The organism is Lactobacillus panisapium (assembly GCF_019469265.1).
GTDB lineage: Bacteria > Bacillota > Bacilli > Lactobacillales > Lactobacillaceae > Lactobacillus > Lactobacillus panisapium.
Genome location: NZ_CP048268.1, coordinates 298,699 through 322,446, shown reverse-complemented (window position 1 = coordinate 322,446; position 23,748 = coordinate 298,699). Strand labels below are relative to the sequence as shown.

General features: G+C 38.8%; 24 protein-coding genes and 1 riboswitch. Of the genes, 2 read left to right on the top strand and 22 right to left on the bottom strand.

From position 1 onward, the window contains the following. Nucleotides 1–18 precede the first annotated feature (18 nt). Both GYM71_RS01540 and GYM71_RS01535 read right to left on the bottom strand, forming a co-directional pair. The gene (locus GYM71_RS01540) at nt 19–1,353 is read right to left on the bottom strand and encodes a PTS galactitol transporter subunit IIC (RefSeq protein ID WP_220220658.1); all 1,335 of its coding nucleotides are present in this window, start codon (nt 1,351–1,353) and stop codon (nt 19–21) included. A gap of 14 nt (nt 1,354–1,367) precedes the next feature. Further along, nucleotides 1,368–1,826, bottom strand: coding sequence for a PTS sugar transporter subunit IIA (locus tag GYM71_RS01535; protein ID WP_220220657.1), 459 nt, complete (start codon nt 1,824–1,826; stop codon nt 1,368–1,370). Between the two features lie 172 nt (nt 1,827–1,998). Between GYM71_RS01535 and GYM71_RS01530 the strand changes: the two genes are divergently transcribed. Next, nucleotides 1,999–2,646, top strand: a complete 648-nt coding sequence (locus GYM71_RS01530) for a ribulose-phosphate 3-epimerase (protein ID WP_244986837.1) — start codon at nt 1,999–2,001, stop codon at nt 2,644–2,646. A 71-nt stretch (nt 2,647–2,717) separates the two neighbouring features. On the opposite strand, the gene ribH is transcribed toward GYM71_RS01530, so the two are convergent. From ribH to GYM71_RS10405, 6 genes are all read right to left on the bottom strand, one after another. Further along, entirely contained in the window at nt 2,718–3,191 is a 474-nt protein-coding gene (ribH, locus tag GYM71_RS01525) for a 6,7-dimethyl-8-ribityllumazine synthase (RefSeq protein ID WP_103752881.1), read from the bottom strand. A 1-nt stretch (nt 3,192) separates the two neighbouring features. Then, the gene (ribA, locus tag GYM71_RS01520) at nt 3,193–4,419 is read right to left on the bottom strand and encodes a GTP cyclohydrolase II (protein WP_220221165.1); all 1,227 of its coding nucleotides are present in this window, start codon (nt 4,417–4,419) and stop codon (nt 3,193–3,195) included. A gap of 11 nt (nt 4,420–4,430) precedes the next feature. Continuing rightward, on the bottom strand, nt 4,431–5,036 hold the full coding sequence (locus GYM71_RS01515; RefSeq protein WP_220220656.1) for a riboflavin synthase: 606 nt from the start codon (nt 5,034–5,036) through the stop codon (nt 4,431–4,433). Beyond that, on the bottom strand, nt 5,037–6,065 hold the full coding sequence (ribD, locus tag GYM71_RS01510) for a bifunctional diaminohydroxyphosphoribosylaminopyrimidine deaminase/5-amino-6-(5-phosphoribosylamino)uracil reductase RibD (protein WP_244986836.1): 1,029 nt from the start codon (nt 6,063–6,065) through the stop codon (nt 5,037–5,039). Nucleotides 6,066–6,207: 142 nt separating this feature from the next. After that, nucleotides 6,208–6,344, bottom strand: a riboswitch (FMN riboswitch). Nucleotides 6,345–6,424: 80 nt separating this feature from the next. After that, complete coding sequence (locus GYM71_RS01505; RefSeq protein WP_220220655.1) at nt 6,425–6,628, bottom strand: hypothetical protein; 204 nt, start codon at nt 6,626–6,628, stop codon at nt 6,425–6,427. Nucleotides 6,629–6,823: 195 nt separating this feature from the next. Next, nucleotides 6,824–6,955, bottom strand: coding sequence for a hypothetical protein (locus tag GYM71_RS10405; RefSeq protein WP_258562415.1), 132 nt, complete (start codon nt 6,953–6,955; stop codon nt 6,824–6,826). Nucleotides 6,956–7,543: 588 nt separating this feature from the next. Between GYM71_RS10405 and GYM71_RS01500 the strand changes: the two genes are divergently transcribed. After that, nucleotides 7,544–8,578 (top strand): SLAP domain-containing protein, encoded by a 1,035-nt coding sequence (locus GYM71_RS01500; protein ID WP_220220654.1) that lies wholly within the window; start codon nt 7,544–7,546, stop codon nt 8,576–8,578. 97 nt (nt 8,579–8,675) lie between these two features. On the opposite strand, the gene GYM71_RS10465 is transcribed toward GYM71_RS01500, so the two are convergent. The 14 genes from GYM71_RS10465 to GYM71_RS01430 form a co-directional block, all read right to left on the bottom strand. Then, entirely contained in the window at nt 8,676–8,819 is a 144-nt protein-coding gene (locus GYM71_RS10465) for an IS3 family transposase (protein ID WP_220220653.1), read from the bottom strand. 122 nt (nt 8,820–8,941) lie between these two features. Continuing rightward, nucleotides 8,942–9,688 carry an aspartate/glutamate racemase family protein gene (locus tag GYM71_RS01490; RefSeq protein WP_220220652.1) on the bottom strand — a complete coding sequence of 249 codons (747 nt, stop codon included), beginning with the start codon at nt 9,686–9,688 and terminating at the stop codon, nt 8,942–8,944. Nucleotides 9,689–9,705: 17 nt separating this feature from the next. Then, a complete protein-coding gene (locus tag GYM71_RS01485) occupies nt 9,706–11,274 on the bottom strand; it encodes a UDP-N-acetylmuramoyl-L-alanyl-D-glutamate--2,6-diaminopimelate ligase (protein ID WP_220220651.1) in 1,569 nt (522 codons plus the stop codon). Nucleotides 11,275–11,317: 43 nt separating this feature from the next. Next, a complete protein-coding gene (locus GYM71_RS01480) occupies nt 11,318–12,472 on the bottom strand; it encodes a sensor histidine kinase (RefSeq protein WP_220220650.1) in 1,155 nt (384 codons plus the stop codon). Between the two features lie 4 nt (nt 12,473–12,476). After that, nucleotides 12,477–13,163: a response regulator transcription factor CroR gene (gene croR, locus GYM71_RS01475; protein ID WP_103752875.1), complete on the bottom strand. Its 687-nt coding sequence runs from the start codon at nt 13,161–13,163 to the stop codon at nt 12,477–12,479. Nucleotides 13,164–13,351: 188 nt separating this feature from the next. Then, nucleotides 13,352–14,332 (bottom strand): ABC transporter ATP-binding protein, encoded by a 981-nt coding sequence (locus GYM71_RS01470; RefSeq protein WP_220220649.1) that lies wholly within the window; start codon nt 14,330–14,332, stop codon nt 13,352–13,354. Nucleotides 14,333–14,334: 2 nt separating this feature from the next. Beyond that, nucleotides 14,335–15,861, bottom strand: coding sequence for an ABC transporter permease/substrate-binding protein (locus GYM71_RS01465; RefSeq protein WP_220220648.1), 1,527 nt, complete (start codon nt 15,859–15,861; stop codon nt 14,335–14,337). Nucleotides 15,862–16,185: 324 nt separating this feature from the next. Next, on the bottom strand, nt 16,186–18,015 hold the full coding sequence (locus tag GYM71_RS01460; protein WP_220221164.1) for an ABC transporter ATP-binding protein: 1,830 nt from the start codon (nt 18,013–18,015) through the stop codon (nt 16,186–16,188). A 42-nt stretch (nt 18,016–18,057) separates the two neighbouring features. Next, nucleotides 18,058–19,782, bottom strand: a complete 1,725-nt coding sequence (locus tag GYM71_RS01455) for an ABC transporter ATP-binding protein (protein WP_103752872.1) — start codon at nt 19,780–19,782, stop codon at nt 18,058–18,060. 137 nt (nt 19,783–19,919) lie between these two features. Then, entirely contained in the window at nt 19,920–20,702 is a 783-nt protein-coding gene (locus tag GYM71_RS01450) for a DUF1129 family protein (protein WP_220220647.1), read from the bottom strand. Between the two features lie 9 nt (nt 20,703–20,711). Next, entirely contained in the window at nt 20,712–21,812 is a 1,101-nt protein-coding gene (gene ychF / locus GYM71_RS01445; RefSeq protein WP_103752870.1) for a redox-regulated ATPase YchF, read from the bottom strand. 23 nt (nt 21,813–21,835) lie between these two features. After that, the gene (locus tag GYM71_RS01440) at nt 21,836–22,111 is read right to left on the bottom strand and encodes a DUF951 domain-containing protein (RefSeq protein ID WP_103752869.1); all 276 of its coding nucleotides are present in this window, start codon (nt 22,109–22,111) and stop codon (nt 21,836–21,838) included. Further along, nucleotides 22,104–22,991, bottom strand: a complete 888-nt coding sequence (locus GYM71_RS01435) for a ParB/RepB/Spo0J family partition protein (RefSeq protein ID WP_220220646.1) — start codon at nt 22,989–22,991, stop codon at nt 22,104–22,106. Before GYM71_RS01435 ends, GYM71_RS01440 begins: the two co-directional genes overlap by 8 nt. Beyond that, a complete protein-coding gene (locus tag GYM71_RS01430; RefSeq protein WP_220221163.1) occupies nt 22,969–23,748 on the bottom strand; it encodes a ParA family protein in 780 nt (259 codons plus the stop codon). The genes GYM71_RS01435 and GYM71_RS01430 overlap by 23 nt, the downstream gene beginning before the upstream one ends.

Sequence of the window (23,748 nt, the reverse complement as noted above, 5' to 3'; positions counted from 1 at the left end):
TATTATTCACCTTTCCTATTATTCATTAACATTAAATTTCTTTACTACATTTAAGTAAAAAAGCAATCCTAATAAAACAACGATTAAAATAACTAGTCCGATTAAGCCCATATTCTGAGCCATCCATACAAACGCTGCATTGGTCCACAAACCAGAAAGCTCAAATGAAAATGCTCCTTTAGTATTAATGCTGTAGTTAGCTAACTTAAAGCTCTTCATAACAAGCGGCGAAAGCCAAGTTGACAGATAGAGCATTGGAATTGAGTAAATTGTGGCACCAATTAAACTTCTAATAATATTGCCTTTAAATGCACCAACTAATAGTGTGAAAACATAAACATAAAGTGTTAAATCCCCTAAAGGCAAAACTTTATTACCTGGTAAAATGCTTGCTAAAAATAACGAGATAGGAATCATTAAAACACTAGTTGCTATGACAGCTGGATGTCCGACAGTCAAAGCTGCATCCATTCCGATATTGACTTTCTTGCCCCGCAAGTGCTTTTTAGTAAATTCTTGTGTAGCTGAAGAAATTGGGGTCAGACTTTCCATAAACATGGAAATCATTTTTGGCATAATCTTAAGAGTTGCACCCATTTCAACTCCCAGTTGTAAAATACCGGCAAAATCGAATCCTGCTAATAGGCCAATACCTACACCTACGATAAAGCCAATAACAAGGGGATCGCCCAAAACGCCAAAACGCTTTTGAATTTTTTCAGGACTAGCATCGAGCTTATTGAAACCTGGAATTTTATCAAATAGCCAATTTAAAGGAACCACTAGAATAGTAGCTGAAAGTGCCATCGTGTGAGTTACTGCAATACCCGGTAAGTTGAAAAATTTTTCCGTGATCGGCTGCATCAAATCTGCTAAAAGCAATTCAAGTAAGAAGCCACCGCCTAAAGCAATAATGCCATATACATAATTCCCGGTTACCGCCCAGACGAGCAAACCAATAAATGTTGGTTGCCATAAATTCCAGATATCAACGTTTAAGGTTCTAGTTAAACCAACCCAAACTAGGATCAAGTTAATTAAGATGGTTAACGGAATTGCTAAAACCCCAAGTGAACTTGAAAAAGCAAGGGGACCACCAACACCACAGCCAACATCCATGATACTTAGAGATAAATGGTAACGCGTCACCATCAACTTGATTGCTGGTTGTAAATCGGTGGCCATCATATTTACCACCATATTCATCCCAATAAAGCCGGCACTCAAAGTTAATCCCGAAATTAACGCCTTGGCTGGCTTTAGGCCTACAATTAGGCCCAAAATGATAATAATAATTGGGATACCAACTGTTGAACCTAAATTTAGGAACCAGTGGATTGCCTGTACAAACATTTTCTTCACTCCTTCTATTTCAAATCATACTTATTTAAAATTTGCTCTACATTTTGGGGATTTCTTTCAGCCAATAACTCGGCAATTGCTTGCTTATTCTGGCAAAAAGTCATTAGATTACTTAAAAGCTGGGCTTGTTCATGCGGCTTACTCATCGCAATCATGAACACCAAACTAACCTCTACGTCAACTGCCTTGTTAACCATGCTTTTGAAGACAACCGGCTTTTTTAGAGTCGCTACCGCTATTTGAGATGTATTAACATATTCAGAATCAGTATGGGGAATAGCAACTCCAATTCCATTTTCAAGTTGTAAACCCGTTGGAAAATTCTTTTCCCTAGCCAAAACATGAGTTAAATAGTTATCCTTAACGATTGTTTTTTGCTTTAGCATCTGGGCAAGCAGTGTGATTATTTCCGTGCTGCTTTGCACATCAGCTTGCAGCTTAATAATTTTTTGATCAAAGAACATTCCTCATCCGCCTTTCTATCTTCAAATATTAAGCGCTATCACAAAAAGAATAAAAACAAGATTTGCACGTTAAGGGGAAAATACGGGTGCCACTTATTTCACCTTAACTAGGCAAATTTTATTTTGGTTTAGACATCATATTGGTTTAAAAGTTGTAGTAAAGGAGTGATGTATGATGTGTCAAATAGCTGTTTCACTACACAGCGGACCGAAATTGAATTTAGACAAAACCCTGAAGAGCCTTGCTAGTGCCCGCGCTGATTTTCTTCATATTGATGTAATGGACGGTCATTTTGTACCTGAAATTGATTTTGGTCAAAAACTTGTACAAGAAATTAGTCAAAACTGCCAAATTTCATTAGATATTCATATGATGGTCGAAAAGCCTGAAACTTTAATTGAGCAATATATTTTCCCAACAACGGAAATAATTGGTATTCATGTTGAATCAACACCGCACATTCACCGCATTTTAACTTTAATTAAAAAATTGGGTCAAAAATGCGAGGTGATTATCAATCCCGGGACACCTGTTTCAGCAATCATCCCTGTCCTTAGATTAGTAGACCAAGTAATGGTTATGTCGGTTGATCCGGGAACAAGCGGTGCAAACTTTATTGACTCAACAATCGAAAAAGTAAAGCTGTTAGACGAATTAAGACGGCAAAATAATTATCATTACCAAATCAAAGCAGATGGCAGTATTGATGATCACAATATTGTTAAACTGACAAAAGCTGGCTTAGATATTGCAGTTGTCGGATCTTTTATTTTTAAAGATAATTTGGCTGGACAGATTGCCAAATTAAAAAGCAAGTAAAAATAGGTCATTTCTCGTTCTGGAGAAATGGCCTATTTTAATGGCGCAAATTAAGTAGTAATGTATTTTGGTTAAATCTGGTTAATCTGTTCTTCTAAGTTCAGTACTTCTAAAACATCAGTTGCACATTCCGCCCCCTTATTACCGGCTTTTCCACCAGCACGATCGGTGGCTTGTTCAACCGTATCAGTCATCAAAACACCAAACATGACAGGAACTTTACCATTAGCAGTGGCTGCGGCAAGCTGCGCAGTTGTTCCCTCACAAACATAGGTAAAGTGAGCAGTTGCTCCACGAATAACTGCACCTAAAGCAATAATGCCGTCAACTTTGCCACTTTTTGCTAAACAGTTAACTGTCCGGGCAATTTCAAAGGCACCTGGAACATGGACAACTACGATATTATCGTCCTTAACACCTGACTTATGTAATTGACCGATAGCCCCTTCAAGTAAGCGATCAGTCACAACGCCATTAAATTGCGCAACAACAATACCAATTTTTTTATTTTGACCAGCCGCAATATTTCCCGTAATTTCCTTCATTTTAATCAACCTCACTTAATAAATGGTTCATCGCATGTTTCTTAGTTTTCAAGTAATCCCTGTTTTCTGCGGTCATTCCAACTTCGACAGGAATGCGCTTAGTAACTTTTATCCCATAATTTTCCAATTGCTCGACCTTATCAGGATTATTTGTCATTAATTCAACTTCATTTACTCCTTTTTGGCGCAAAATTTCGGCAGCAATGTCGTATCGGCGAGCATCTACGGGCAAGCCCAAATGCTGATTTGCCTGGACCGTATCCATTCCTTGGTCCTGCAATTGATAAGCACGCAATTTGTTGGTAAGCCCAATCCCCCGGCCTTCTTGCCGCAAATACAATACCGCACCTGAACCGTTTTGCTCTATTTTAGTTAAGGCCTCAGCTAATTGAGCGCCACAATCACACCTTTTTGAGCCAAATACATCACCAGTCAAGCATTCACTGTGAAGCCGCAGCAGCAGCGGGCTTCCTTGCTTAATATCACCCTTGCTAATAAGTAAAGTTGGCTCCTTGTCTGGGTGTTCGCTGTCTTTAAAACCCTCAAGCTGAAAGTGACCATATTTCGTCGGGAAGTCAACTTTAGTAAAAGATTCGATATCTAGCTCTTTTGCTTCATGGTGTTTACGGTACTCAATCAATTCTTCAATGGTTAAATATGGTATTCCCAAGCCTTCTGCTAAGGCCTTTAAATCCTTTCGCCGCGCCATATGACCATCTTTTTTAATACATTCACAGATAAAACCAACTGGGGCCACACCAGCTAAGCGTGCTAAGTCTAAAGCTGCCTCTGTATGGCCAGTTCGCTCTAGAACTCCGCCTTCTTTAGCTACAAGCGGAAATACATGACCAGGATGGTAGAAATCATCCCATTGACTATCAGGATTAGCCAACTTCTTGATTGTTTTTGCCCGGTCAAAAGCAGAAATTCCAGTAGTAGTTTCTGTTGAGTCAACACTCAAGGTAAATGCCGTGCCAAAAGTATCATTTGACCCTGTTTCTATCGGTTCAAGTTGAAGTCTATCCGCAAATGCTTTGCTCATCGGCACACATAAAAGTCCCCGAGCTTTGCTAATCATCATATTGACTGCTTCGGGAGTTACTTTTTCGGCTAAGCCAATCATATCTCCCTCAGATTCACGCTGAGGGGAATCGGCAACGATTACTAATCCGCCATTTAACATGTGCCGTAAAATTTTCTTCATTTTTTGTTCTAATTGTTCGTCCATTTTTTGCTCCATTAAAATTCTTTTTTCCATGCCTGAATTTGCTTTACCGCATAACGTCCAATCATATCCATTTCAAGATTAACCTGATCATGAACGTGATAATGCGCCAAGGTGGTATTAGCAATGGTATAAGGAATCAGACTTACGCCAAATTCGTCATTTTGTGCCATCGTCACCGTTAAGCTGATACCATCAATTGCCACCGAGCCTTTTTCAACTAAATAAGGATCATATTTATGCGGTACCTTAAAACGTAATTCAATTGCATTTTCATTTTCACTTCTACTAATAATTTCTGCCGTAGTATCAACATGACCAGCCACAAGGTGACCATCAAGCTTGCCGTTCAAGGAGAGCGATGGCTCCAAGTTAACTAAGCTGCCGTTAGTCAGCTTACCTAAGTTAGTCCGTTTCATCGTTTCCGGCATTACATCAACCGTAAACTCATTATTTTGCCAAGAAGTCACGGTTAAGCAAATTCCATTAACCGCAACACTAGCGCCAAGTGGCAAGTTTTGTTTCGCAATTTCAGCGGCCGAAATGCTTAACTTAGCGTGTTTTTCGGTAATTTCTAACCGAGTGATTTTACCAGTTGCCTGAATTATTCCTGTAAACATTTATTTTCTCCTTGCCGTAATCCGAATATCTTGTCCCAGCTCTTGGACAGCTATTAATTGGTACTTCAATTTTTGTGCGAGTGCTGCACCCACGGCTACAGGCAGAGCGGTTCCGCCCAATACTATTGGAGCAATATAAGCAACTATTTGATCGGCTAATCCGGCTGCCAAAAACTCAGCTAACAGATTGCTGCCACCCTCAACTAATAGCGACTGAATCTCACGTTCAGCTAAAAGCTCACCAATTTTTTGGGGTGTCCACTTGTGAGCGACAAAGCAATGCACATTGTCCCGGGCCTTGCCCTTTAACTCGGTCTGACTAAGTAGCCAAATTGGGCCAGGTAATTTAAACAGATTCTGCGTTAAATCAAGTTGATTTGCATCATGCGTTAAAATGATTCGAATGGGCGGCTGTGGTAAAGCCTGTATTCGTACCGTTAATTGCGGATTATCAATTCGCAATGTGTTCGCTCCAATTAAAATCGCCTGCTGGTGCAAGCGCAGCTTTTGCACATCGTACTGAGCTTTAGGGCCAGTCAGAAGCGTGCGCGCTTTTTCTGCACCATTAAGCTTCCCGTCAAGTGACATCGCATATTTCAAGGTTACGAGTGGTCGGTGATACTGATAAAAGAAGTTATATGCTTCGTTTAATTTCTCTGTTCCCCCTAGCACCTTAGTTTTAACGCCGTGCTCATTTAAATACTTAATTCCTTTACCAGCCACAATTCCGTGGGGATCAATTTGCCCGATAATCACTTCTTTAATTCCGGCCTCAGCTACTTTTTGGCAGCAAGGCGGCTGCTTACCGTAATGACTGCACGGCTCCAGTGTCACGTAAAGTGTTGCACCTTGAGCTTGTTTGATATCATCTAGCTGATTAAGTGCGTTAACTTCCGCATGCTCTTGTCCAAACTGATGATGATAGCCGGAAGCTAAGACCTGGCCGTTTTTAACAATAACCGCACCAACTAAAGGATTAGTCCATGTCATTCCCAGTGCCTTAACGGCCTCTTTGCTTGCTATTTCCATATAGTCTGTATCCTGCAAAAAATTCACTTCCTAAGCACAAAAAAACCTCGTTGATTTTCAGAATCAACGAGGCACTAATATTTTCTAATTAAATAAGATTTCAGCGAAGTTTAAAAACAACGCTAAGATTAAATTAGCTTAATTTGTTCTTCTCCCATCCAGACTTTAACTGTCGGTACTAGACTTGCACTAGTTCCACCGCGCGTACGCGGGTCACGGACTTCAACCTCACTGGTTGTCACCGTCGGTAGGGAATTTCGCCCTGCCCCGAAGAAACCGTATTCAATTAGTTACAGAATAATATACTAATTTGATTGCGTCAATAGACCCAGCAAAAAGAATTGAAAAGCTAGCTACAATTATTCCCGCTTAAGTTTCCAATCTGAAGCTTTAAGAGGGAGATTATTGTTTTTACTAAAATATTTTTTAAAAGCAGTGATAAATTCTAACCTATCTTCATGACGATAACGGTAAATGTCATTTAGTGTCATACAAGCCGTCACAAGTAAATCAGTCAAAATAATTATTAACAATCCGATTAAGACGTATAACAGGTAAAGCATGATATTCCCTCCTAAAAGTTTAGCTGTATTACTTATCTAATACAGTACTATCATAATGAATAAATGTCAACGCTTTTTTAAGGCAAAATTAAACTTTTATGATTATTTGACACTTTGGTTTCGCTAAAAAAAGACTATTAACTGTCAAGCAACAATTAATAGTCTAATTTAGTCTTTAGTTCTACTGGTTAATATTTATTGTTTTTTGAATCGACGAAGAAAATTAAGTACCGTGACAATCACTTGTCCAACCGTCAGGATCAAGCCTACGGTTTCTAATACATCAATTGTGTCTTCACCGTTATTCAAGTTTTTATTTTTTCTCATCTAACCACTTCCTGCAAAAACCATTTAAGTAAATATTGATTCTTCTTAAATTATACTTTTTTATTCTCAATATACATCAAGTATATACCATATTATTAAGTAAGTTTTGCTTTTAAGATTTTTAAATAAAAACTTTCGTGGTACCTTCATAGCCACCCCGTCAGTTGTCATACTTAAGTTATTATTTTCATCGCATTAAATTAGTAAGGTATTAGATAAAAAGTTAGAAACCTTAATTAAACGGCATTAAATCTTTTGCGTTAAAGATCTTGGTCTTAAAATTACTATTCAATTGGTAACCTACTTTCTCCCGTTAGATTCCTGTAGGTCGCAATTTCTTTGCCACTATCTTTACCATAACTATCAGTGATTGAAGTTACTATTTTTCCATTTTGTGGCTCAAAAATTGATGCATTCAGCTGCTATAGTATAAACAGACCAAGACCCTGGAAATGATGTTCTTCTGTTCCATTTTTCCAAAAATTCAACTTTTTTCTGAAAAGCCCATTATTTTTCTGACTTCTAGATTTTTATTGTCTAAAATAGAGAATATAAACTATTTATTCTAATTTGAACAAGGAGAACTTTATGATAAATAAGAAATCTATTACTAAGATTTCATCAGGTCTTTTAATTGGTTTAGGTCTTGTAACATTACAACAAAATCCGAGTTCTGTTTCGGCTGCCTCTTCTCCCAGAGTGCAATTAAGACACAATTCTTATGTGTACTCTTCCACCGGAAAGAGAAAGGGAAAAGCTTCGCTAAAAAGAGGAACATACCTTAAGACTTTCGGCAAAAGATCAATTAAAGGAAAAGCATTTTACAAAATTGGAAAGGGTCGCTATATCAAGAAAGTTAATACTGTGATTCCTCCTAAAGAAGATAAGGATCCAGTTTTATTTACGGTATATTTGAAAGATGACGCTGAATTTTATACAAAGCCTAATGGTAAACATTCACTTTATACACTGATGGGAAAACAAAATGTCTATCAAACTTATAAAGACAATAATGGGAATACGTGGTATCGCATTAAGTATCAAAACTGGGTAAAATCAAGTGATACACAAAAATCAAAGGTAAAAGAAGATAAAGAAGTCCCAACTTCGGCCAACTGGGACGATCCAAATGATAATACTAGTATTGAAGTTGATAATACCAGTATTAGCTCTGAAAAACAGATGAAAAGCAATCTTCCGAGCGGGACAGCTCTAGACCGAAACACTATCGAAGAAACTGCAAGGTGCTTTGAAAAACTTGTCAATGACTGGCGGGCAAGCCAAGGAGTTATCACTAAAATAACGTATATTACCAGTCGATATGATTATGATGTCTCAAGAGCTGTTCAAGATGCTCAGCATTATGATAAATATAAAGAATCTGACATGCACGCAGGTGCAAAATATGGAGAGCTAGAAACTCTTGTTACTTATAATACTCCCCAGAAAATGGCACAAGAAGCATTTCAGCAATTTGTTTACGAAGATGCTCAGGCAAATTTTGCTCACAGAGATGATCTAAAGAGTACTTCACTTAAAACCATTGGTATCGGTTTGGCAACAACCTACTACAATAGTTATGATCCTAATGGTGTTACTTTTATAGTAAGTACAAACCTTTAGTTCGACTAAATGTAAATTAAAAAGAGTCTATGCTTAAACATGTGTGAACCACAAATTTAGGTCAGTATAATAAATTTCAACTAAGGACTAACTTCCGCTATTTAGTCGGACTTAGTCCTTTTAGTTTTGCTTTGATTTTTTGCTTGTTATAGTAACTGATGTATTCGTTTAGATTCTTAAATTGGGTTTTAAAGCCGTAGAGTATTGCCCGTTTGAATACGCCAAAGATTGAAAATTTCAATTTTATCTTGCTTAGATAATTTAGCCATAATAAAAACCTCGAAGTTGTTCTAACTTCGGGGTTTTTAGTCTTCTTTATTTAATTATTATTGTTAATCTAACAAGCAATAATGAAAAAGCAATTTAGTATAAATATTTTTTTACAGCTTCTGTAGGAGCCATTCCCGCACGAATTTTTAATTCCAATTCAATTGCCACATCCGCAATAATTGACTGGGGATCAATTATATTATACGGGTGGCCTGGCGCTTTTTCTTGTGCCAAAGATAACTCGGTACAACCCAGCAAAATAACCTCGCAGCCATACTCATCATGCATTTTACGCAATATGCGGTGATACAACTCAGCATCAACAACACCTTTTTGCTTGATGTTATCGTAGATTAATTCAGTTACTAACGGCTGAATTTCTGGGCCGCCTAATTCAGCTTTTCGCCCTACCTTGGCTAATTCATCAACATAAAGATGATCATAAATTGATCCTTCAGTCGCAATTAAACCAATTTTTGTTTCGTCCGGGTAATCTTGCACAAACCGGTGAACAGCAATCCGCATCATATGCAAGAAAGGAACATCGGTCAGCGCTGCCAAGTCATCATAAAAATAGTGTGCCGTGTTACACGGCATAATAAAGAAATCTGGCTTAAGTTGCGCTTGCTGTAAAACATCTTCACGCAAATTAAGAAAGAAATTAGGTTGCGAATGATCTTTTATATATGCTGTTCTATCAGGAATTTGAGCATCATTGACCAAAACGTAATTTAAGTAGTCCTGATCCTTAGTAATCTTAATTCGGTGATTTAATTGGCGAGCTAGGCTCTCCGTCGCAATCGTTCCCATTCCGCCAAGAATGGTAAAAAAGTTTTTCATATGTTCTGCTTTTCTCACTAATTAAAGTGCTCGTCTTGTCCTTCTAACTCGTTAATTATTTGCTGAGCAACAGTAATATCTGAAGGATAAGGGGTATTAATACCACGTACTTTCTGGAAGCCATCTTCGCCCTTGCCACAGACTAAGACAACATCACCTTTTTTCGCCATGCTGATTGCATCGTGAATGGCCTTTTGCCGGTCAAGTTCAATTGTTACGTCCACTTTTGAATGATCGATACCAGCATCGATTTCCTGGCAAATTTCTAGTGGATCCTCAAAGCCGGGATCATCAGTAGTCAAGAAGGCCTTGTCGGCGTATGCATTCAAGCTCTTACTAAAGCCAGGACGGCGAGAAACGCCTTTATCTCCAGGTGCACCGACAACCACAATGATTTTTGGATTATCAAATTCACGTTGCATGAAGCCCATCAGTGCCATCATTGAGGCTTCATTGTGCGCATAATCAACTACTACTACACCATGGTCCTTAGTTACTTCTGTCTGCATTCTTCCGGGAACACTAACATCGCGAATGCCCCTAGCAGCAGCATCATGTTCCATTCCAGCTAAGCCTGCACCAATCACAGCAGCTGTTCCGTTGGACTCATTAAAATCACCCAACATCTTTAGCTCGTAATCACCCGCAATTTTTAGCTTTTTAGCTTGGTCACTGATACATGAAACTTTGAACTTAGTCCGTGCCATATCAAGTTCTTCAGAAGAATACCGGAAATCAATTATTTGCGGTAAAGCAGGATTTTCAAACTTCTCATCAGCAAATAAATAAATGCTGTCAGGATCAGTCGTAGTGGTAGCTGCCGCATAAACCTCGTTAAAGTGCGCAGTTTGTGCATTAATTATACACTTACGTGCATTAACCAATAACTGCAGCTTGCAGTGTAAGTAATCCGCAAAATTAGGATGCTCGTTTGGACCAATATGATCTGGGGAAATATTCAAGAAGAACCCGAGATCATAAGTTAGGCCAAATACCCGGTTACGTTTATAAGCTTGACTTGAAACTTCCATTACTAAATGAGTCATGCCATTATCGACTGCATTACGCATATCACGGAACAAATCAAGTGATTCTGGTGTGGTCAGGCTAGACTTGAACGTATCTTCTGGTTTTTGCCCCACAACATTATTAACGGAAGAAATTAATGCCGTTCTGCCGCCATTAACTTGGTCAAGCATCCCCTTTAAAAAGTATGCCGTCGTTGTCTTACCCTTAGTTCCAGTAATGGCAATTACGTATAAATCATCCTGTGGAAACCGGAAGAATGCTGCCGATAACAAGGCCATTGCTTTGGCAACATCACGTACAATCAAGGCGTGCATCCCTTTTCCTTCCGGATAAGGCTGTTCAGCAACATAACAATTAGCACCGTTATCTTTTGCCATTGATAAATAAGTTGGTCGAAAACCTGCTCCTTTACAGAAGAACAAGGTATTAGTTTGGATATCACGTGAATCATAGGAAACATATTCCATCCGCGTAATCACCGTATCTTGAACTGCACTAGACTTAAGCAGGTGATGTTCTTTTAAAATTAAAATACAGGTATTTAAAGAAATACTCATGCTATACCCCTCTATTAGTTATCTAGTCAAAATTATATCACAGCTAGGCGTGAGTTTTTGCATTCTTTGGATCTAATGGCAAACAAATGATAAAACGTGTCCAATTATCATCTGATTCGCAGTGAATTTTGCCATGATGCAAGTCGACAATACTCTTAGTAATCGAGAGCCCGAGCCCAGTTCCGCCAGTTTTAGTATTTCGGGAAGTCTCCATCCGGTAAAAACGCTCAAAAATCTTTTTTAATGATTCTTCGGGAATGCGTGCGCCGTTATTTTCTACCCGCAGTTCAACTTCATTGTTATTGACTAAATTAGCTATCAAGTTAATTTGCGTTGCCCCAGTACCATATTTTAAAGCATTAGAAATCAAGTTATTATAGACTCTAACAAGCTTTTCTGGGTCGGCTTGAATCGTTAGGTCCTTAGGTCTTGTTTCAATATTAAAAATAATTCCCTTTTCATCCGCTTCAAATTCAAAGCCAGCAGCAACTTGTTCTAGCATCGAAAAGATGTGTAAAGAAGACAAACTAAGCTTAGTACTAGTTGACTTAAGTGTCGTATATTCAAGCAGGTCATGAGCAAGTGATTTCATTTGCTCGGCTTTCATGTACGCAATATTGAGGTATCTTTGCTGGTCTTCAGGATCTGAGACCCCTGATTTCAATAAGCCCAAATAGCCAATAATTGAGGTTAGCGGCGTTCTAATATCATGAGAAACATTACTAATTAATTCATCTTTGGACTTTTCAATCGTTCTTTCTTCATTAATAGCAGTTACCGTACTATCAACTAGCGAATTAATCGAGTCGATAACTTTTTGCAGGTCTGTTTTCACTTTAAAAGAAATGGTGTGATCAAAATGACCCTGAGCAATATAATGCAGTTCTGAAATAACGTGACGCAGCTGCATCTGGTGATAACGCCTGATGAGTCGCCAATAAAGGACAATTAAATCCCCAATACCCATAATTACCAAAAAGGTGTTTTGCCAAGACCAGAGATGCCGTCCGCCAGCAAAAGTAATTGTTTTCTTTAAAAAATAAATACCGTTTACCAAGTTTTTATTTTGCAGAATGGTCAGATTGATTAAAATAACGATTGATAAATTGAGCAGCAATAATAATACAACCGTAATTACGCCCTCAGCGAAAAGTTCACTTTTTTCCGCGGCTGTTAACTTGACACGTTCTTTTTTCATTTAGCTAAGCCTCAACCTTATAGCCTACGCCCCAAACAGTTTGGATGACATCTTCGCCACCAGTTGCTTTTTGAATCTTGTCACGCAAGTGCGAAACGTGAACCATGACCGTTTTGGCAGAAACAATGGATTCTTGCTGCCAAACACGTTCAAATATTTCATCGGCTGAAAATACCCGGTTAGGGTGACTGGCAAGTAAATATAAAATTCCAAATTCCAGTGCCGTCAACTGAATATCTTTACCGTCAATCGTTTTTACCTCATGTGAATCACGGTTAATAATGAGCGGCCCAATTTCAAGAACATCAGGTTCATCATCTTTAACCTGCTTTTGACTACGACGTAACAGTGAACGGACACGGGCCATTACCTCTAACGGATTAAATGGCTTGGAAACATAATCATCGGCACCCGTAATTAGTCCCTGGATTTTATCCATGTCGCCGGTCTTAGCGGAAACAATAATAATCGGAATATCTGAGTCTTTCCGAACTTCCTTAATTACATCAATTCCACTCATGCTAGGCATCATTACGTCTAAAATCATTAGAGCAATATCAGGAGTAGTAGTGAGCTTAGTAATAGCTTCTTTGCCACTATAAGCTACAACAGGGGTATAACCTTCATTTTTAAGGTAAATACTTAATAATTCAACGATTTCTTTATCGTCATCAACTACTAAAATTTTCATCGGGCATATTCCCTTCTTTAATTTTCTTTTTGTTAGATTTATCTAAATTATTTTTTCGTTTTATTTTTGCTAACTATAGTGTAGCAGACTCTTTGCCATCTATTTTAGCCAATTATCTGATAATCACCTAATATTCAAGCATAACTTATCTTTTTATTAAAAAAGCTGGACAACTTGGTCCAACTTAACTAGTTAAAATCATTTATTCCACTCAAATACCTGATAATCCATTGCCGGTCAACATAGCCCAATACTTCTTGATTTGAATTTTGAACAGCAATTGTTGGATGTTCGCTTAAAAGAGCTAACAAGTTAGCTAATTTATCATCCACACTAATTACAGGCGCCGCTTTAGTACTATCTCCTTGCTCCTCTTTAAGTTCATTAAACAGGATTGCTTGACGCACAGGCGTTTCGTATAAATCATTGCCAAGACTTCCCTGGAAGAATTCGCGGACAAACTGGTTAGCAGGATGACGCAGAATTTCTTGCGGCTCAGCTACTTGTAATAAATTGCCATCTTTCATAACACCAATTCGGTCAGCCAGTTTAAGTGCTTCACTCATATCATGTGTAACAAAAACAATGGTATTATGCAGCTCCCGGTGAAGCTTAATAACAAGATCTTGGAGATTAGTCCGCGACAATGGATCAAGGGCACTAAAGGGCTCATCCATTAACACAATTGGCGGCTTAAAAGCAATTGCCCGTAAGATTCCAATCCGTTGCTGCTCACCACCAGATAGTTCTCGCGGATAGCGATCATAGTAGTTATCTGGATCGAGGTTGACTTGCTTTAATAAATTGCGTACCTTTTCGCGTTGCTCTTGTTCCTTACCCTTCACTTCGCCCTTGATTTCAGGGATTAAAGCAATATTCTTAGCAACAGTCATATTAGGAAAAAGGGCAATTTGCTGCAGCACGTACCCAATGTTCCACCGCAGTTTTTGGACATTATAATCAGTGGTGGGCCGATCATTAACTAGTACCCTACCGGAACTGGGGTCCTCCAACCGGTTAATCATTTTAATTGAAGTCGTTTTGCCACTACCAGAATTACCTACCAGAACAAATAGCTCGCCTTGCTGAATGTTTAAATTGAAATCATTAACTACCACTTGATCAGCAAAGGCTTTTTTTACGTGTTCAAATTTAATTGCTGTTGTCATGGCTAGTTCTCCTTAATTAAATGATGTCGCACTAGATATTTATGGGCTACTTGGCTTGGATCCGCATTTTTGACGTTCACTTCATAATTCATTTCCTGCATTTCTTTTTCCGTAATTCTGCCTGCCAGTTTGTTCAAACTAGCTACAATCTGTGGGTGCCGCTTAGCAAAATCAGACCGCATGAGTGGTGCCCCCTGATAGATTGGGAAGTTATGCTTATCATCTTTTAAAATATTTAAGTGATATTGCCGCAGTTCACTATCAGTGGAATATGCGTCAACAATATTAACTTTTCCCTGCTCAATTGCCTGGTAGCGCAGTGCTGGCTCCATCGATTTAACCGGGAAATTAATCCGGTAACGCTTTTTAATGCCCTTAAAGCCATCACCACGATCAATAAATTCCATGGTCATGCCACCCTTTAACTGGTTCTGAATGTTTGCTAAATCACTGATTGTCTTTAGCTGGTGTTTTTTCATAAAACTGGCTTTAACCGCGAGCGCATAAGTATTATCGTAGGCCATTGGCTTAAGCAAGGTAAGGTTATCTTGCTTAGCAAGAACTGCACGCGCTTGCTGATAAGTTTGCTTTTCGGTTAAATTAGTCGTCGTGACCGGCTTTTTGGCTAAAGTTTCCAGCACTGTTCCGGTAAATTCCGGATAAATATCAATTTTGTCATTTTTAAGTGCACTAAACAAAAAAGTTGTCTTCCCAAAATTGGGCTTAAGGGTTACTTTGACGTGCTTATCACCGTCTTCAATTAATTCTTTGTACATATTAATTAAGATTTCTGGTTCTGCACCTAATTTACCGGCAATCGTCACCGTTTCCGTCTGGCTATTGATTGTTTGATAAACACCTGAACCGACCAAAAAAAGCAGGCAGACGCCGAAAACACCGAGGGTGGTTCTAATTGAGGCATGTTCAAGCCATTTGATTAGCGCACTTAAAGTGATTGCCAATAGGCCGGAACAAACAGCACCGATAATGATTAAGGCAGTGTTATTGCGATCAATTCCAAGTAGGATAAAACTTCCTAATCCACCTGCACCAATTAACGCAGCCATCGTTGCTGTACCGATGATTAAAACTAGCGCAGTCCGAATTCCCGAAATAATTGTTGGCATCGCAAGCGGCAATTCAACCTTGGTCAGTTTTTGCAGTCTAGACATCCCAAAAGCATTGGCAGCTTCTTCAAGTGCGGGATCAATGCCGGTTAGTCCAACATAAGTATTTTGAAAAATTGGCAACAGGGCATAAACAACTAAGGCAATCACTGCCGGAACCGTGCCAATCCCAACTAACGGAATCAAAAGACCTAAAAGGGCTAAGGACGGAATTGTTTGTAAGATACTGGTTAGCTGTAATAAAAATTCAGCCGCCTTTTTATGCTTAGTTGCCCAAAAGGCAAGTGGCATTGCTATCAGCATTGCTAATAACAATGATACTAACGATATTTGTAAGTGCTGCAACAGGGCAACCCATAAATCTCCCCGGCGAACATTGAGGATTTGTATAATTTGGTTCATTGATAATTTCCTTTTTACTCAGCACTGCACTAGTTAACGGCTAAATCATTGCTAGGTAGCACTTTAACCGCAATAACACGTTCACGTAAATTTATTCTTTTATTACAATAACACAAACTGATGTTTTCATCTAAAAATGTGCTCTGATTAGATACTTTTTTAGTAGAAAGTTAATTTTACTTTGTTAACCTTAAGCTTCTTTAACCTTGCTCGCGTAAGCTTTAAATGCACTGATATCAGCAATTATCTTTAAAAATCAGCAAACAAAAAATCCTAATATCTTTGACAACTTATTGTAGATATTAGGATTCTTATTATTTTATTTTATTCAATTTCTTTCTTGCCAGTGTAGAGTTCGTAGTAGTAACCCTTCTCCTTGAGAAGCTCTTCGTGGTTACCAGCTTCAATAATATGACCGTGGTCAAGAACTAAAATCAAGTCCGAGTTAACAATTGTCGATAAACGGTGCGCAATGACAAAACTTGTTCGCCCTGCTAACAGGTTATCCATTCCGGCTTGAACCAACTTCTCCGTTTGAGTATCAATGCTTGAAGTTGCCTCATCCAAAATCATAACCGGTTCATCAGCAATCATTGCCCGTGCGATACTTAATAGCTGCATTTGTCCTTGGGATAAATCGCCGCCATTACCATCAATCACAGTCTTATAGCCCTCATCTAAATTATGAATGAACTCATCTGCGTGTGAAAGGTGTGCTGCTTGGTAGACGTCATCATCGCTGGCTTCCATGTTACCGAAGCGGATATTGTCCATAATAGTTCCGGTAAACATGTGCGTTTCCTGCAGAACAATCGATAGTGACCGTCGCAAGTCATCTTTTTTGATCCGTTTAATTGGAATGCCATCATAGGTAATTGTTCCTGAACCAATTTCATAAAAACGGTTAAGCATGTTGGAGATAGTGGTCTTACCTGCACCAGTTTCACCAACTAAAGCAACTTTCATGCCTGGCTTAGCATCAAGCGAAATGTTGTACAAAATTTGCTTATTAGGTGAGTAACCAAAGTTTACTTTGTCAAAAACAATGTGACCCTTAACGGTAACTTTCTTGACTGAACCATCTTTTTGCGGAACATTCCAGTACCATGAACCTTTGACATCTTTATTTTTCGAAATGGTGACATCGCCATCATCAATTTCAACCGGTTCATCTTCCAAGTCGAAAATTCTTTTTGCACCAGCTAACGCCATAACAATTGAGTTTAATTGCTGCGAGATTTGCGCAATTGGCATAGCAAACTGCTTAGATAGCTGCAAGAAGGCACCGATTACCCCCAAAGACAAGGGAGCAATATGGTTAAGCGCAACAGCACCACCCAAAACGGCAATTAAGACGTATAGCAAGTTACCAACATTTCCCATAATTGGGAATAAGACAGTAGCGTAAGTATTAGCTTTACCTGCTGCATCTTCTAAGGCCTTGTTATAAACGTTAAAATCCTTTTCAACTTCAGGCTCATGACTAAAGACCTTAATTACCTTTAGCCCATTAAGCATTTCTTCGTTGTAACCGTTGACTTGACCCAATTCTTTTTGCTGCATTTGGAAGTAGTGTGATGAACGCGTAGTTAAAAAGCGCACAATTCCAATTGACAATGCAAAGATAATCAAGGTAAAAATAGTCAGCTGCCAGCTCAAACTAAACATCGCTGCTAAAACAAACACAATGTTGAGCATCGAGTTCATAAATTGCGGAATTGATTGCGAAATCATCTGCATCAGGGTATCGATATCGTTGGTATAACGACTCATAATATCCCCATAATCATTCTCATCAAAATAAGAAATCGGCAATTTTTCCATATGCTCGAACATTTCGTTACGAACGCGATATTGTACTTTTTGTGCCAAAACGGCCATCAGCATTGCAAACAGGTAGTTTGAAATAAAGCCGATAGCATAAAAGCCAAACATTACCGTAATTGCCTGCCAAAGTGGACCAAAATTAGGATGAGCTTGCTTAGTCAACGGAATGATATAAACGTTAATTAAACGCTCGATAAAAAGCGAACCAATAACATTGGCACCGGCCGTCAATACAATAGCAATGATTGACGTAATTAACATCCAAGGGCTAGTATTCGCAATTAATTTGAGCAAGCGGTACAAGGTTGTGGTCCGCTGACCCTTCATACTTGTTTTTTTATTTTCTGCTGCTTTATCCAAATTTATCACCTACTTCTTTTGCTCTTCTTGGAACTTGGCAATTGAACTGTAGAGATCATTACGCTCCATTAACTCGTCATGCGTGCCAATATCCTGAATCTTACCATCATCCATGACAACGATTCGATCAGCATCCTTAATTGAAACAATTCTCTGTGAAATGATAATTTTGGTCGTTTCCGGCATATCTTTTGCCAAAGACTCACGAATTTCCCGTTCAGTATGCGTATCAACCGCAGAAGTTGAATCGTCCAGAATCAAAATCTTTGGGTTCTTTAGTAAGGCACGAGCAATCGTAATTCTTTGTTTCTGACCACCAGAAACATTGTTTCCGCCTTGCTCAACCATTGTGTCGTATTTATCAGGCATTTCACGAATAAAGTCATCGGCATGTGCAATCTTGGCAGCAGTTAGAATTTGTTCATCTGTTGCATGTTCATTTCCCCACTTCAAGTTATCCTTGATTGTACCGGAAAATAAAACATTGTTTTGCAAAACAACGGCAACATTATCACGCAAAGTCTTTAAATCATATGACTTAACGTTATGACCTGAAACGCGGACAGCACCAGAATCAGTGTCGTACAGCCGCGGAATCATTGCTACTAACGTCGACTTAGATGAACCCGTTTTACCAATAATTCCAAGTGTTTCACCTGGCTTAATATTCAAATTGATATTGTTCAAAGCAAGGTTTTTATCATCCGGATTGTACTTAAAATTAACATGGTCAAAGATAACTTCACCATTAGTAACATGCTTTAATGGTTTACGCGGATTCTCAATTGATGGCTTTTCATTAATTACGTCAGCAATTCTCCGACCACTTGCCGCAGAAACAACCAGCTGAGTAAAAATCATAGCCAAAATGTTTAAACTGTTCAAAACTGAGTTTGAATAAGAAAACATTGAAATTAATTGACCGGCTTGTAAACTGCCGCCAACAATTTCTTTAGCACCGAACCAGCAGATAGCCAAGTTGGAAATATTCAATACGGCCATGACCACCATCGCGTTGAGTGACATAATTTTTTGGGCCGTTGAGAAAAGCTTGTAAATAAAACCAGAAGATTTTTTAAACTCTACGGTTTGCGGCTCTTCCTGAACGTAAGTTTTAACTTCGCGAATTCCCCGAATATTTTCGCGCACGACTTGGTTCATTCGGTCATATCCCCGAAAGATTTTAGGGAAATATGGGTTAGCACTCTTAATAATCAGGGCCATTAAAATGACAAAGATTGGTGCAATAATAACAAAGATTAGTGACAAACGTGGACTAATGATCAAGGACATAATTATCGAAACTATCAGCATCATTGGGGCTCTAACCGCAATTCTGATTAGCATTTGGTATGACATTTGAACATTGTTAACGTCAGTCGTCATTCTAGTAACAAGACTTGAGCTTGAGAATTTATCAATATTTTCAAAAGAAAAGTCTTGGACATGGTAAAACATGTCTTTACGCAAATTAGCTGCAAAACCAGCTGCCGCATGTGCGGAAAAGTAGCTGGCTCCGGCACCTAAAATAAGCGAAACGATTGTGATTATCAGTAGTAATAGTCCAGCTCTAGTAATATAAGGCATATTACCTTTCATGATGCCGTTATCAATTAAAATTCCAACCAGATATGGAATTAACATTTCAATGATAACTTCACCAGTAACAAAGAGCGGCGACAATAAGGATTGTTTCTTATACTGCCTAATTGATTTACGCAGTGTGTTAATCATTAAATACCTCTTTCTATCTATGTGAAATGACTTTCATATGTGCCTAAATTTTAAAAGGATAAATAGATTTTAAAATCTATTTATCCCTAAAAATATATAGTTAACTTAGTATAGCGCTTTTTAAATTAAATAGCACTCTATTTATTTCTTGAAGCCGGATTGAAAACGGAACCAATAATTTGGTAGTGACGCCGGAATAACCAGCGAGCGCCATAAGTAACGGCAGCAATAATGATATCAGCAAAACCAGGTAATACTGGATTGATCGCATGCAGAGCTGGAATCGATAACAAGAAAATAAGAACGATTAAAATTAGCACGATTGCACACATACCTAAAATCAATTTTGACCATGGTATCTTCTTATTTTTACCACCTGCAGGTAAAACCCAGTCATTATATTTCGTCATGAAAATGCCCATGCCGGCACCAACAATGACCAAAGTTAAGATTCCCATTTGTGAGTTGTTCTTTGAGTTAGGTGTAAATAAAGCAATCACACCAAAAAGACCAACAAATAAGGCTACATATAGCAAGGCACTATCGGTTGCATATTGCCAAAACGGAATATCAGCCGCAGTTTTTACCTTAGGCTTTAACATGTCGGCTGCCTTTAATTTAGGTGACATGCCATAAAATGTACTGGCCGGTTGCCCATGACGTTGAGCTATTACCAAGTCAGACAGAAGACCGTCTACATGTTTAACTGCATCTTCTTCACTCATTGACCCTTGAGCTTCCAGTTCTTTTTGCAAACGGTAAACATAATCAGAGTTTTTATTGCTAAGCTGCTCACGCAATTGTGCGGGCTCTGTTTGCTTAACTTCGTCCTCCATGTTTTGGCTTGCAACTTTTTCCTTCAGCTTTTCTTGCTTAGAATTATCAATCTTTGACTGTTCTTCGTTATTTTTTTCTGCCATTATTTCTTCCTAAACATTAAATCTAAATTCAATAATGTCACCATCTTGAACTTCGTAGTCTTTACCTTCAAGACGTAATCTACCAGCTTCTTTAACTTTTTGCATTGTTTCATATTTATCTAAGTCATCATAGGAAACAACTTCAGCCCGAATGAATCCACGTTCAAAGTCTGAGTGAATAACACCAGCTACTTGTGGGGCTTTCATCCCTTCATGGAATGTCCAAGCACGTGTTTCCGGACCGCCAGCCGTAAAGAATGTTCTGAGACCTAAAATATGATAAGCTGCCCTAATTAAGCGGTCAAGACCTGATTCAGTAACGCCTTCAGCTTCTAAAAATTCAGCTTTTTCATCGTCATCAAGACCAGCAATCTCTTCTTCCGTTGCTGCAGAAATGCCAAGGCACTCAGCCTTTTCACTTTCAGCATGCTTTTTGACAATCTGGAAGTACTGATCACTTTCGGGATCAGCCATTGATTCTTCCGCAATATTAGCAACATAAATGACCGGCTTAGCCGTTAATAAAAACAAGCCCTTAACAATCTTTTGTTCATCTTCAGTAAAATCAATTGACCGAACGGCCTTGCCTTCTTCTAGGACCGGTTTGATTTTTTCTAAAACATTGTATTCAGCTTTTGCTTCTTTATCATTTTGCTGGGCAATTTTCTTTACCTTATCAATGCGGCGGTTAACAGCATCAAGGTCAGCGATTGCCAGTTCCAAATTAATGGTATTGATATCTTCTTCAGGATCAACTTTACCGGTTACTGAGGTAATATTATCGTCTTCAAAAGCACGTACCACGTGAATAATTGCGTCGGTTTGCCGAATATTTTCCAAGAACTTGTTACCAAGGCCTTCACCCTTAGAAGCTCCCTTAACTAAGCCAGCAATATCGGTAAATTCAAAAGTGGTATGGACGATTTTCTTGGCCGGAATTAATTCCTGAATCCGGGCAAGACGCTTATCAGGTACTTCAACCATTCCCACGTTTGGTTCAATCGTAGCAAACGGGTAATTGGCCATTTCAGCACCAGCTTTAGTAATCGCGTTAAACAAAGTAGACTTACCTACATTTGGCAAGCCAACAATACCTGCAGTTAATGACATTCTTATCCTCTTCTTTTTTAAAACTAGTTATTATCTTGATTTAAACCTGGTAAAGCAATATCTTCTTTAGGCACATAAAGTTCTTTTTTCGTATTTACCGGATCATTCGCCTTATGCAAAACCTTCTTTAGGTTATGCGTAAATTTTGCTCGCGGCATCATGACGATATGTCCGCACCCCATACATTTTAGCCGAATATCAGCACCTAAGCGCAAGATTTCCCAATCATTGGTCTTGCATGCATGGGGCTTTTTCATTAAAACCGTATCCGCTAAATTATAAGTGATTTCCTTATTCATCAAGATCAACACCTAAAATATCTAAAATTCGGTTTAATTCATCGACCGATGAGAAGCCAATCGACAAGCGGCCGCTTCCCTTCTTACTTTCAGAAATATTAACGTTTGAACCTAGCTTATCTGCCAACTGATGTTCACTTTCACGAATAAAAGCTGACTTTTGGACCGTCTTCTTGCGGGGCTTTTTCGCGTTCAGGTTGGCGACTAGGGCCTCAACCTTGCGAACAGGCATCCCTTCTTTAACGACCTGCTTGGCCACTTCGTCAATTTTATCCTTGTTCTTAAGTCCCAATAATGTCCGCGCCTGTCCCATTGACAGTTCGCCGTGTTGCAAGAGGTGCTTAGTTTTATTAGGTAAAGTTAGTAACCGAAGATAATTAGCAATGTACGGCCGTGATTTACCCATTCTCTTAGAAACTTCTTCTTGAGTTAAGCCCAAGTTCTTTTGCAGCATTTCGTATGCCTGAGCTTCTTCCAGCGGTGTTAAATCTTCACGTTGCAAGTTTTCTAAGACAGCAACTTCCATCATCTGACTTTCAGTAAAGTCACGAACAATTGCGGGCACGGTCTTCTTCTTAGCCATCTTTGAAGCGCGGAAACGCCGCTCACCAGCAATAATTTCGTAGCCATTAACCGATTTGCGCACGATAATTGGCTGAAAAACGCCATTTTCTTTAATTGAATCTGATAATTCCTTTAGTGTCTTATCATCAAAATTTTTCCGTGGCTGGTACGGATTCGGGCGAATAGCACTCAGGTCGATATCTTGAATTTCTTCCTCAGTTTCTTCAATCTGTGGCTCATCTTCAAATAAAGCTTCAATTCCGCGCCCAAGGCCGCCTTTTCTCTTAGTCTCTTTACTTCTTGAGTCTCTTTCCATGATTCTTTAACACCTCCTTAGCTAAATCATCGTATACTTTGGCACCCCTTGAGTTAGGAGCATATTCTGTAATTGCTTCGCCGTAGCTTGGAGCTTCAGCTAACTTAGTGATTCGTGGAATAATTGTTTTATACACTTTGTTAGTAAAGTAAGACTTCACTTCTTTAACAACTTCCGCACCCAAATTTGTCCGTGCGTCAAGCATAGTCATCAATACGCCTTCAACGCCAAGATCTTTATTAAAGTGTTTTTGAACTAAGCGAATAGTATTCAGCAATTGACTCAAACCTTCCATAGCATAGTATTCACTTTGCACCGGAATCAAGATTGAGTTGGAAGCTGTAAAGGCATTAATTGATAGCTGTCCTAAAGATGGCGGACAATCAATAAAGATAAAGTCATAGTTTTCACTAACCGTGTCAAGAGCTGACTTAAGCCGAGTTTCACGCGCCATCATGCTGATTAATTCCGTTTCTGCACCAGATAAATTAATTGTTGCAGGCACTAAGTCCAGTTTTTCAGTTGATGTGTGGAAAATCGTGTCTTTTAAAGGAACATCATTAATCAAAACACTATAGATATCTTGATCGATTTCCGACTTTTCAATTCCTAAGCCTGAAGTAGCATTACCTTGGGGATCAATATCAACAATTAAAACGTGATAGCCACGTTCAGCAATCGAAGCTGCCAAATTAATCGTTGTCGTTGTCTTACCAACGCCGCCTTTTTGGTTAGCAACCGAAATTACACTTACCAT